This window comes from Rhodococcus sp. PSi06, assembly GCF_054960675.1.
Window position 1 is genome coordinate 409,898 of record NZ_JBHNYO010000001.1, and the last position, 12,054, is coordinate 421,951.

Consider the following 12,054-nt stretch of genomic DNA (forward strand, 5'->3'; position numbering starts at 1 on the left):
CCCCGCATTGAACTCGAACCGAGAGTACCCTTCGGGCACGCAAAACGGGGAAATCAATTGTTTTTCGCGAAGGTTAGAATTCCAGCTTGCTCGCCTCGTCTCGGGCCGACTCCGCCGCGCGGCGTTCACGCTCGAACAGCAGACCGAACGTGAAGCCGTTCTCCCCCGCCGTCGATCCTGCTCGCGCACCCAGCGTGCGCAGAATTCCTGCGGCGACCACCGCATCCTGATGTTCGCCGAGTACTTCCTGAATCATTTTGAACCGCTTGATGTTTGCCTTCGACACTTTCTTGTCCACCACCGGCGCGACCAACTCGGCCGCATATCGAGCTCGCTTCGACGCCTTTCTGGCGCGATGCAGCGCCTCGTCATCGGTGCCGTGAACCGCACTCTTCGTGCGATCGATCGCCTTCTTGCCGGCCTTGCGCGCAAGCTTGACCAACAGACGCTCGTCCACCTCTCCGTCGATCGGCAGCCCCCGCGACCAAGCCGACAACTGCGTCAGCAACGCGCGATAGCGGTCGCCGTCGAGCTCGGCCATGGCAACGTCCCGATGCCGAATCTGCTCGGCCAGCAGATCGTTTTCCACTCGCGAGGCCACCGGCCCCAGCACCCATTCGGGCGGCAGTTCACGCAGGGCAGCCGCAAACCGTGCGCGCTGCACCTGGCGGTCTCGCACCTCACCCAGAAGACTTGCGTACCAGGACAGCTCGGCTTCGAGGTGTGCCGCCGGCTCGTCCTCGAACAGACTCCCGAACACGCGAAGGGTGCTGCGATATCGCCTGATCGCCACTCGGGTGGAATGGATCGGATCCAACCCTCGGCGTAGATACACATCACCCGCGACGATTGCCTGCACCTGTTCATCGAGGTAGTCCGTCAGCAACCGAACTCCGGCATCGGCCGACACCTCGCGTACGACGGACAGCGCCCTGTCCAATTTCGACGGGTGCGCCGACGGGCGAGCACCGTTGCTTCGCAGCAGCTTTCCGGCCTTCTTCAGAAACGACTCCGAACCGGCGGGCCCGAGTTCTACCTCGACCTCTCGCCACCGCGGACCCGTCGCGCCCCCGATCAACGTCACCGACACGGCGTCGTCGGCTATCTCTGCGATCACCACCCCGTCGGCGTCGGACACCGAATGCACAGTCCGCCGCGTCGTCAAGGTTGCGACGGCGGACAACTGCGCACCCATCACGGCACCGCGAAGAACATCGGCCAGCTCGTCCGGCACCACGTCGTCGGGACCGCCGCCGAGAGGAAGTCGAATCTCGGTTCGCGCCTTCTCGGCCGGGACCTTCGCATGCCAGCCGTTGTCGGAATCTCCGGTACGCCTGCGCAACGTGATTCCCCGGCGCAACAGATCGTGCCCGGCGGTATCGAAGTACTCGCTGATCAGATCGGTCTCACCCGACGTCAGACTCCCACCGGTGGGCACCAACGAAGCGAGACTGGGCAACTCGTACTCTGCGTCGACGTCGAACTTGTCTTCGCGCTCGGTCTGAATCGACTCCATACGACCATCCTGCCTCGAGGACCGGGGCCGATGGCGGGTGAAATCGCAGACTCGTCAGCCTTGCGGCATATCCAGCTTCGGAAACGGAAGCTCGAACATTCTCGTCGAGCTTGTGGTCGCCGAAGGTCGGGTCGTGGTGGTCGGAGGAGTTGTCGCCGGGGGAGTTGTGGTCGGGGGAGTTGTGGTCGTAGCCGGGGCCTGCGTGGTGGTGAGGGGTGCCGCCGTCGTCGTCGGTGCCGCCGTGGGATGCGTCGAGGTGGACGCGCTGGGCGACGTCGACTCGTCGTCGTCGGACGATGCCGCCGTCCCCCGCGGCGGCGCGGCCGCCGGTGCCGAAGCGGAGGTCGTGGGTGAGTGCGACGAAGACATCGAAGGCGAGGACGTAGAGGGCGAGGATGTAGAAGCCTCGAGTGACCCGGGCGGGAACGCCGGGGCGGAGGCGTCGCCGGACGGGGAGGTCGCTGCCGACGGGGGGATCGCTGCCGACGTGGTCGACAGCGGCATCGAGGACCGGTCCGGATCTGCCGGGGAACCGGCCGATGCAGGAGCCAGGGACCGGGAGCGGACGGTCTGCGAGGAGTCCTGCGAACCGACCACCGACCCCGCCGGATCGTCGGTACCGGTCCGCGCAGCTGCAGCAACGACGGTCCCCGCCGCGCACACTGCAACCAGTGCGGCGACCGTGCGCCCGAGATGTCGGGACTTGTTCACTCTGGTTATGCGCTTGGAGGATGTATCGCTGTGGCGTGGGCGTTTGGAGACCACCGCGCCGACCGGAACAACTGCGGCCACCGCGCGATCCTCGGAATCGCCACCGACGGGCGCGAATTGCTCGGTGATCTCCTCGTGCGTCGTCGACACCGGCCGCAGCCCCACCGTCCGCGCAATTCCTGCAGCACCGCGGGCCGCCAAGAGTTCCGGTTGTTCGGGTACGAACACGGGCACAGACACTGCATCGAACAGGATCTGTCGAACGATCTGCATATTGGCACCGCCACCGACCGCAACGACAGCATCGACTCGAATACCTTGCGCAGCAACGGCATCGAGTACACCGACTGCCATCGACACGGCATCACGCACCGAGTCGCCGATGAGCTCGTCGAGCGTGCCACGCCACAGTGTTGCGCGGCCGCCGACGAATGGTCCCGGAACCGAGACGCTGCGCAACAGCGACAATTCGTGTTTGGCGACTCGAACGTCGTGGACGAGCTGTCTGCGGGCCTCGACCGTCAGCGCTTCGGCTGCCCCGAACACGGCGATCAGGTGATCGCTCAAGAGGCGATCACAGGCGTCGCCACCCAACTCGTCGGTACGAGACGCTGCGAGCACCCGGCCGCTGTGGACATCCACCACGGACACCGACGTGCCGGACGCACCCACATCCATCAGGGCGACGCAGCTCTCCCCTGCCAGCACACCTGTCTCCCGGAGCGCACCCAACTGGGCACCGAGTTCCGACACGAGCACGACGCCGTCCGAGAAATCCTGATCGAAGGCCGTTGTGGGGTTGCTCTCGCGCAGCGCGAGCACCGGATAGAACTGCTCCGACGCATGCACCGCCGCCAGAGCGTGCACCGAGGTGACGACGGCGTCCCAGGGATCGGGAGCAAGACCGTTGGGCGCGGGCCGTGAGGCCACGGAATCGTGTACCTCCAGCACGGACTTGGACCGAGCGTTGTTGCTGATCACGCTCCGAACCCCGCTCGAGCCCAGAGATGCACCGAGAACTGATGCACCGACAGCAGACGCACCGACAACCGCGGACACAAGAAACCTCGTTCTGGTAGGCCCCAACCCACGTAGAGACTCCAGGGTAACGCTATAACAATCCGATCGCCATGTTTTTGTGCAATCAAACAGACTCGAAGGTCAGTCGACGCTCGACTGGTTGAAGTTCAGGTATGCCTTCGACGGGGTGGGTCCACGCTGTCCCTGATACTTGGAGCCGACTGCCGCGCTGCCGTAAGGGTTCTCGGCGGGCGACGACAGCCGGAAGAGACACAGCTGCCCGATTTTCATTCCCGGCCACAGCGTGATCGGCAGATTGGCGACGTTGGACAACTCCAACGTGATGTGCCCGCTGAAACCCGGATCGATGAACCCGGCCGTCGAGTGGGTGAGCAGACCGAGCCTGCCGAGCGAGCTCTTTCCTTCGAGTCGACCGGCCAGATAATCGGGCAGCGTCGTCAGTTCGAGGGTGGAGCCGAGCACGAACTCACCGGGGTGCAGAACGAAGGGTTCGCCGGCCGCAGGCTCGACCAGAGTCGTCAACTCATCTTGCTGCAACGCCGGATCGATGTGGGTGTACCGGGTGTTGTTGAACACCCGAAACAACTTGTCGAGCCGCACGTCGACGCTCGACGGCTGGACCATCGACGGATCGAACGGTTGGATCGCCAGGTTGCCCAGGGTCACTTCGGCACGGATGTCACGGTCGGAGAGCAGCACCTCTGCAGGCTACTGGTCCACCACGGGCTCTCGCGACACCCACAGTCCTGGTCGACACGAGAAGGTTTGCGGTAGTCGCCGTGCACGCCGTACTTCCGCTGCGCGGCGTGAAAAGAACCGTCCGACTCCCCTGCTAACCTGAACTCCGCAACACCACGCCGGTGTAGTTCATTGGTAGAACGCGACCTTCCCAAGGTTGAGAGGCGGGTTCGATTCCCGTCACCGGCTCCACGAACCGACCTCTCGGTTTCACATCTGCCTCGTAGGCACCTCTCGGTCACCGACAGTTCCGAGTCACTGTGGCCACACCCGAAACAAACCGACCACCAGACATTTCGGTTCATATCCCTGTTACCGACCAGTAGCACTATCGAATTCATTCATTGTATCCGCAAGAATTCCTGCATTTCAGAAGAAACTCCTTTCGCCTTCTTCGGCGTGCTAGAAATCGAATGTCGACGTTCGTTCACACGGCAAATGACCTGACAGGAATCCCCTCATGCGTTCACTATTGACCATTGCTGCGGTCACCTTGACGACGATGGCTGTTGCCGTCTCGTCGGCCACCGCGGCCCCCGCCCTCGCTGCACCCGTGCGCACCGGCGCAGGTACCCTTCTCTGGGAGGATCAGTTCAACGGCTCAGGTGGACCGGACCCCTCGAAATGGGGATTCCAGACCGGTCGCTGGGGCGCGAGTTCTGGTGAGCAGCAGTACTATACGAACTCCTGGAACAACGCGAACCAGTTCAACGGAACCCTCAACATCACCGCGCGTCGTGAAACTCCGCCGGACGGCAAGTGGGCGCCGAACAACTTCACCAGCGGTCGCGTGGTCAGCATGGGCAAACAGTCGGCAACCCCGCCGGTACGCATCGAGGCGTCGATCAAGATGCCGAGCGCGCCGGGTTTGTTGCCCGCATTCTGGACACTGGGCCTTCAGCCCGGAGGCGAATATTCGTGGCCGAGCCAAGGCGAAATAGACGCTGTCGAAATTCCCGGTACGAACGGGCCCTCGTTCAATTTGCACGGTCCGTCGAAATGGAATTCGGGCCAAGACGTCAAAGCCGGCGGCGGAATGGGCCCCGTTGGTGGTGGTTTTCACACGTACCGAATCGACTGGTTACCGACCAGCATCACATGGTTCGTCGACGGAGTTGCGCGATACTCCCTCACCAAGACTCAGTACGAGGCAAAAGGCGGCAATTGGAAAGCATTCTCGGGGGCCTGGCCGCACTACATCCTCCTCAACGTGGCTGTGGGTAACAACTGGGTCGGCAAAACCCCCACCAACACCCCCTACCCGCAGACGATGAGCGTCGACTGGCTCCGCGTGAGCCGCCTCTGACCTGGGGTTGCACCCGACCTACCGAGGGCCCAGCACATCGGCTGGGCCCTCGTCGTGCGCCGATCACCCGCCTTCCTTCGGCTCAGTTCTCGGTCGCAGAACATGTCCTATGACTTTTACTTGCGAAATACGTTTCTCATAGGGACATGTCACAGCTTCAGGAATATTGTCTAAGCATGCGCGGACCACGCCGGAGCCTGATCACCCTCGTCATGACCGCTGCGGTTGCCGTCGCGGCACCGATCGCCCATGCCACACCACTGATGCCCATCGCGGCGGCACCCGAGCAACCCGATCACGCCGATGCCATTCGCTATGCGGCAACCAATCGCGACGCGGCCCCACCCGGGTCGAACGACATCTCGTGCACACCCACTGCGGAGCACCCCGAACCCGTCGTCCTGGTGCACGGCACCGACTCGACGGCGTATTCCGATTGGGCCGGCTTCTCACCTATACTCCGTGCAGCCGGATTCTGCGTGTTTGCCATCAACTACGGCACCTCACCCGACGGCACCAGCAACGGCTACGGTGCAATCGAAGACAGTGCGGCACAGCTGAAATCGATGACCCAGTCGATTCTGGACGCGACCGGAGCCTCGGCAGTCGACGTGGTCGGCTACTCACAGGGTGCCGCGGTCGCGCGATACTTCGTCAATCGACTGGGCGGCGACACCATGGTCCGTCGGTGGGTGGGAATTGCATCGCCGACCTACGGCGGGACCATGTACGGAGCGACCCCCGTCGTGCAGGCTGTGCCCGGTGCAACCAATCTGGTGGCCGGCGAATTCGGACCCGGGTTGGCGCAACTGATGGCCGGATCGGACTTCTTGAACCGTCTCAATGCAGGCGGCGACACCGTTCCCGGCGTCGAATACACGTCCATCGCCACCAGGGTCGACGAGGTGATTCAGCCGTATACCAATGCGCTACTTCGGGATCCGGGAGCCCGGAACATCGTGGTGCAGGACGTGTGCCCCGACACCGACGTAGCGCACTTCACGTTCACCTACGACCCCACTGCATTGCGCCTGGCGCTCAACGCCCTGGATCCGGCGAACGCACGACCGCCGACATGCGTACCGGTACCCCTGGGATCGGGAATCCTCGACGTCGTTCTTGCCAGTAATTGACCTGTCAGCTCAGCAGCTGATGCGCTCTGAGTCCGACGTACAGTTCTGCAGCCTGAGCGGGATCACGAAAATCTCGACCGGTCAGCTCGGCAATGCGACGTAGGCGATACAACACCGTATTGCGGTGGTAGTGCAGCGATTCCGCGGCGTCCTTGGTGGATCCGCCGCACGAGAACCACGCGTCGAGTGTGGCCAGCAAGCTTTGGCGCTCGGCGCGTGGCAATGCCAGCAGCTTGCCGAGAATCTGGCGCGAGGCGATGCGACCCGACTTCGGATCGCGGACCAACAGCAGCGGCACCGGTACCGAGTCGTATCGCACGGGCGTCGACTCGGCGCCGCTGCACGATCTCGCCAACCGCGCCTGGCCCACGGCGTCGCCGATACCCGACGGGGACCGGAAGACAGAACTGACCCCCACTCGTCCCGCGCACAACTCACTCAGCGTCACCAGTGCGGAGTCGATCTCCGATTCGGTTGCGGCGCAGATCAACCCGACGCTACCGTCCACCTCCGCATCCCACACGGACTCGGTACCCGCCGCACGAAGCCGCGCGATCAACCCGTCCACTCCCACCGCCGTGGTCAGCGGCTCCTGCGACACCACCGCGAAGAAACCGTGGTCGGGAATGCGAAATGCGCGCAGCGCATCGGCAGCCGCCGACGGGTTGGCCGCATGATCTGCGAACAGCACCCGGATCAGTCGACCGCGGGCCTCGGCACTCTCGCGGGCACGCATGTCCGCACTCTGCCGGTACGCCTCCGCCGCCTCGTCGGAATACACGTCGACCAGAGCCCACACCTGTGCGGCCATGTCGAGAAGTGCGTGACTCGCGCGGCCGTCCGAGCGCTGCATCAACTCGTCCCAGACCAACCTGCCGCCGAGCCGAAAAGCGTGCAGCAGAGCCGCCAGCGGTACGCCCTGCTCGGCTTTGAGCCGACCGGCGTCTCGGGCCGACTCGAGCAGCATGGGTGCTCGGCCGGACAGCTTGCCCAGCATCGACGCCAGATTGCTCCGCGCGGCCTCGTGCAGTTGTTCGGGGGTGAGCAGCGTCGATTCGAGATAGGCGTGCTCGGCCCCCAGGATCCGGCGCACCAGCTCGCTCGCCAGATCGTCGACGCCGTCGAGCATCGTCGCAGCCAGGTCGGTCGGCGACGGATGCAGATCGAACTCGGTCGCGGTCATGACAGAACTCTAGCCGCAGGCATGTAAGCCACGCCACACCCCGACTGTGCAGCGGCACAACCAGTGGGACTCGATTGAGAGCGACGGCCCATAGCGTTCATGCCCGGAATGCGACGACAATCACACTCGACGCCGTCTATCCGAACAACGACTGGAGCCGAGAAGTTGACCAGCGAAGCCACCCCGCACCTGCATCCCGTCCCGACCATCGGCTCCGCCTCCCAGCCTGCGGTCGATGCCGCTCTCATCGATCTGGCTCAGGGTGAGAAGACCTGGGGACAATCGACCCTGGCCGATCGGCGGGCCTTGCTCGAACGGATGCACGCGCTGACGTCCGCTCACGCCCAGGAGTGGGTGACTGCGGCCTCGTCGATCAAGGGCCTCGACAGCTCGTCGAGCCTCGTCGGCGAGGAATGGCTGTCCGGCCCTTACTCGTTCCTCGGTGCGCTCGGTGCGCTCACCCACACACTCACGGCGCTGGAAGCGGGCACCAGTCCGCTGGCTGACGTGAAGTTCGGGACGGCACCGGGTGGGCGGACGACGGTGTCGGTGCTGCCGCTCAACATCTTCGACCGCCTGCTGCTCAACGGGTTCACCGGTGAGGTGTGGTTGAAGCCCGGAATCGATCGTGCAACGGCACAGCGCACAGCCGGGCTCGCCCAACTCGATCCCGCTCACACCGCGGGCATCGGAGTGGTCCTTGGTGCCGGCAACATCACTTCCATCGCACCACTGGACGCCCTGTACGAGTTGCTCGCGTTCAATCGGGTGGTCGCACTGAAACTGAACCCCATCATGGATCCACTGCTGCCGGTCTTCGAGAAGGTGCTCGCACCCCTCATCGACATCGGTGCGCTGCGCCTGCTCACCGGTGGTGCCGACGTGGGCACCTACCTGGTGCGGCACGAGCGCGTCGACCACGTTCACATGACCGGAAGTTCCCTCACGCACGACGCGATCGTGTTCGGTACCGGCAACGACGGGGCCGCCCGCAAGGCCGCGAACGATCCGATTCTCACCAAGGACATCTCCAGTGAACTCGGCGGCGTCTCGCCCACCATCGTGCTACCGGGCGAGTGGAGTCGCGCGGACATCTTGTTCCAGGCCGAACACGTTGCCACCCAACGCCTGCACAACAGCGGGTACAACTGTGTCGCGTCACAGGTCGTCGTGTTGTCGTCCGAATGGAAGCAGCGCGACGAGTTCATCGCCGCTCTGCGCGCGGCACTGGATCGGGCACCGGCACGTACCCCCTACTACCCCGGCAGCGACAGAAGAGTGTCCGACGCCACCGCCACCTACCCGGCCGCGGAACGACTCGGCGACGGCGGTGGCCGCGTGCTCATCACCGACCTCAATCCCGGTGAATACGCGCCTCTGCTGCAGACCGAGTACTTCGCTCCGGTCATGGGCGTCATCGAATTGCCCTACAGCGGTGCAGCATTCGCCGCCAAAGCCGTCCAGGCCGCGAACGAGGAATTCACCGGCACGCTCGGCATCAACATCATCGGCTCCCCCTCCACGATCAAGGGACTCGGCGAGAAGTTCGACACCATGCTCGCCGAACTGCGGTACGGCACCATCGCCGTCAACGCGTGGACTGCGCTGGGATTTCTCACCGCATCGGCCACCTGGGGTGCCTACCCCGGCCACACCATCGACGACGTGCAGAGCGGAATCGGCATCGTGCACAACGCCTTACTGATCGACGGGGCAGAGAGAACAGTGGTGCGCGGCCCCTTCCGCCCGCTCTCGCGTTCACTCGTCAACGGGGAGATGTCCATCTCGCCGAAGCCGCCGTGGTTCGTCACCAACAAGACCGCAGCGAAGACCGGCAAGTTGCTCACTGCATTCGCAGGTGCACCGTCGTGGTCCAAACTGCCGGCGATATTCGCCTCCGCCCTGCGCGGCTGACATTCCCGCGCCCACAACGACGTCAAGGACAAAGATGAGCTCACAGCACAAGACTGCCGACTACATCGTGGTGGGCGCAGGTTCCGCCGGCGCGGTGGTGGCCAATCGCCTCAGCGCCGACCCTCGCAACGAGGTGATCCTGCTCGAAGCAGGCCCCGAGGACAAGAACAAGTTTGCCCACATCCCGGCTGCGTTCTCCAAACTCTTTCGGAGCGAGGTCGATTGGGACTACCTGACCGAACCCCAGCCCGAGCTGCGAGACCGAAACATCTACTGGCCACGCGGCAAGATGCTCGGCGGCTCGTCGTCGATGAACGCGATGATGTGGGTGCGCGGCTTCGCAGCCGATTACGACGACTGGGCCGCGGTCTCCGACGACTCATGGTCGTTTCGCAACCTGGTCGGATACTTCCGCAAGATCGAGAACATCGAAGGCACAACAGCACTCGACGCGGGCACCGACGGCCCACTCATCGTCTCCCACCAGCGCAGCCCCCGCGACCTGACGTCGTCGTTCCTCGACGGCGTCGAAGAAGCAGGCTATCCGCTGGAAACCGCCAACCTGCCCGAGCCCAGGGGCTTCACCCGCACGATGGTCAACCAGAAGCGCGGAGCACGCTGGAGCACCGCGGATGCATACCTGCGACCGGCGAAGAAGCGCAAGAACCTCACCATCCTCACCGAGGCACATGCCACTCGCGTCCTCTTCGAGGGCACTGCGGCAGTAGGCGTCGAATATCGCTCCGGTGGTGAGGTACACACCGTGCGTGCGCACAAAGAAGTGATCCTCTCCGGTGGAGCGATCAACACCCCACAGTTGCTGATGCTCTCGGGCATCGGCGACCAGGACCAGCTCAAATCCCACGGCATCGCCGTCCAACACCACGCGCCCGGCGTCGGGCAAAACCTTCTCGACCACCTGGCCGCCCTCATCGGTTGGAAGACCGAAAGAGACTCCCTCTTCCACGCCGAGAAGATCCCCGAGTTGGTCAACTACCTCACGCGCCGACGCGGCATGCTCACCTCCAACGTGGCCGAAGCGTACGGATTCATCAAGAGCCGAGAAGATCTCGCCCTGCCCGACATCGAACTCATCTTCGGGCCGGCACCGTTCTTCGACGAGGGACTGGTCGGCCAGGATTCGCACGCCGCCGTCATCGGCGCGGTACTCGTCAAACCCGAGAGCCACGGCGAGATCACCCTCCGCTCGTCCGACCCCTTGGCCAAGCCCATCGTGGAACCGCGTTACCTCAGTGACCCCGGCGGCCTCGACCGCAAGGCCATGATCGAAGGGCTACGGGCCTGCGTCGCAATCTCGGAAACCCCATCGATGAAGGGCGAGCTCGGCGACATCCTCCGCCCCAAGGTGGCGTCGAACATTTCCCCGGCGGACCTGCTCACCGAAGCTCTCGAGCAGAACGCGCACACTCTGTACCACCCCGTGGGTACGGCCCGGATGGGTAACGACAAGGGAAGCGTCGTCGATTCCGAGCTTCGGGTGCGGGGAGTGGACCGCCTCCGAGTGGCAGACGCGTCGATCATGCCGAGCATCATTCGCGGCCATACGCATGCACCGTCGGTAGTCATCGGCGAACGGGCTGCGGATTTGATACTTCGCTGACTCGGGGACGAACAACGGGAAACTTTCCGGTTTGACGGTCCGGTTTGTCGGGTAACAGGTGGACACGCTCCCAGACAGGGATCGAGATGAAACCCATCCGCTCGGCAAGCAGCGCCGAATGAACCACAACGCTCGAGAGACGAGCACGGAAGGTTGACCGACATGTTTACTGTTCGTAAAGCTTTGGCCGCCACCGCAATCGGTGCAATGACAATCGTCCCGCTCGCTGCATGCTCCAGCGAAGAGGCTTCCAGCACGGTAGACGCTGCCACCTCTTCGGCAGCCGAGGCCATGGAGAGCACTCCCGAGCCTGCAGCCGAGGTCGACGACCTCAGCAACGGCGTGGACACCGCGGTGGCCCTCGATCCCGGCTTCCTCGGCGCACTGACCACCCTGGGCCTGACGCCCGGAGTAGTCGGAACCGCCACTCTCGCAGACGGTTCCATCCGCTTCCCGATCACCGGCGGAGACGTCAAGTACTGGGAGCCCGGCACCGTGGATCCCTACGTCCAGGGCGAGATCATGCACGACGGCAGCGGCTTGTCGCTGACCGCGGGCGACACTGTGGTCGAGCTCACCAATTTCGACATCGACCCCGGCACTTCGCTTCTCACCGGTGACGTCACCGTCAACGGCACCGAAGCCGCCGCGGACGCAGTGCTGTTCGATCTCGACGGCCGCACCCTGCAGCCGCTCGCGACCGGACCGGACAACACCGCAATTCTGCAGGGCACCCAGGTGAAGATCTCGGAGACTGCTGCCGGACTGCTGAACGACACGTTCAAGACCGACGCCGTCACCCCGGGACTGCTCGTGGGCGTCGCGACCATCACGGTCAAGACCGCCGCGTAACTATTTCTCCAACCCGTGCGCGAGAGGTCACCGTCCTGG

At 64.1% G+C, this 12,054-nt stretch carries 9 protein-coding genes and 1 tRNA gene; 6 read left to right on the forward strand and 4 right to left on the reverse strand.

Annotated elements, in window-relative coordinates:
* Positions 1-73: 73 nt before the first annotated feature.
* The 3 genes from ACFI9K_RS02045 to dcd form a co-directional block, all read right to left on the reverse strand.
* Positions 74-1,516 carry a CYTH and CHAD domain-containing protein gene (locus ACFI9K_RS02045; protein WP_462661984.1) on the reverse strand — a complete coding sequence of 481 codons (1,443 nt, stop codon included), beginning with the start codon at positions 1,514-1,516 and terminating at the stop codon, positions 74-76.
* A gap of 54 nt (positions 1,517-1,570) precedes the next feature.
* Positions 1,571-3,208, reverse strand: a complete 1,638-nt coding sequence (locus ACFI9K_RS02050; RefSeq protein ID WP_462661985.1) for an Hsp70 family protein — start codon at positions 3,206-3,208, stop codon at positions 1,571-1,573.
* Positions 3,209-3,388: 180 nt separating this feature from the next.
* Complete coding sequence (gene dcd / locus ACFI9K_RS02055; RefSeq protein WP_222091796.1) at positions 3,389-3,967, reverse strand: dCTP deaminase; 579 nt, start codon at positions 3,965-3,967, stop codon at positions 3,389-3,391.
* Positions 3,968-4,124: 157 nt separating this feature from the next.
* Here dcd and ACFI9K_RS02060 point away from each other — a divergent pair.
* The 3 genes from ACFI9K_RS02060 to ACFI9K_RS02070 all read left to right on the forward strand — a co-directional run bounded on the left by ACFI9K_RS02060 (position 4,125) and on the right by ACFI9K_RS02070 (position 6,445).
* A tRNA-Gly gene (locus tag ACFI9K_RS02060) sits at positions 4,125-4,198 on the forward strand.
* 268 nt (positions 4,199-4,466) lie between these two features.
* The gene (locus ACFI9K_RS02065; protein WP_462661986.1) at positions 4,467-5,312 is read left to right on the forward strand and encodes a glycoside hydrolase family 16 protein; all 846 of its coding nucleotides are present in this window, start codon (positions 4,467-4,469) and stop codon (positions 5,310-5,312) included.
* Positions 5,313-5,488: 176 nt separating this feature from the next.
* The gene (locus tag ACFI9K_RS02070) at positions 5,489-6,445 is read left to right on the forward strand and encodes an esterase/lipase family protein (RefSeq protein WP_462661987.1); all 957 of its coding nucleotides are present in this window, start codon (positions 5,489-5,491) and stop codon (positions 6,443-6,445) included.
* Positions 6,446-6,449: 4 nt separating this feature from the next.
* Here the strand turns inward: ACFI9K_RS02070 and ACFI9K_RS02075 are convergent, their stop codons facing one another.
* Complete coding sequence (locus ACFI9K_RS02075; protein ID WP_462661988.1) at positions 6,450-7,628, reverse strand: PucR family transcriptional regulator; 1,179 nt, start codon at positions 7,626-7,628, stop codon at positions 6,450-6,452.
* Between the two features lie 207 nt (positions 7,629-7,835).
* Here ACFI9K_RS02075 and ACFI9K_RS02080 point away from each other — a divergent pair, with 207 nt between their 5' ends.
* From ACFI9K_RS02080 to ACFI9K_RS02090, 3 genes are all read left to right on the forward strand, one after another.
* A complete protein-coding gene (locus tag ACFI9K_RS02080) occupies positions 7,836-9,542 on the forward strand; it encodes an aldehyde dehydrogenase family protein (RefSeq protein WP_462662104.1) in 1,707 nt (568 codons plus the stop codon).
* 34 nt (positions 9,543-9,576) lie between these two features.
* The gene (locus tag ACFI9K_RS02085; protein ID WP_462661989.1) at positions 9,577-11,163 is read left to right on the forward strand and encodes a GMC family oxidoreductase; all 1,587 of its coding nucleotides are present in this window, start codon (positions 9,577-9,579) and stop codon (positions 11,161-11,163) included.
* 162 nt (positions 11,164-11,325) lie between these two features.
* Positions 11,326-12,015 (forward strand): hypothetical protein, encoded by a 690-nt coding sequence (locus tag ACFI9K_RS02090; protein WP_462661990.1) that lies wholly within the window; start codon positions 11,326-11,328, stop codon positions 12,013-12,015.
* The last annotated feature ends 39 nt before the right edge of the window (positions 12,016-12,054 follow it).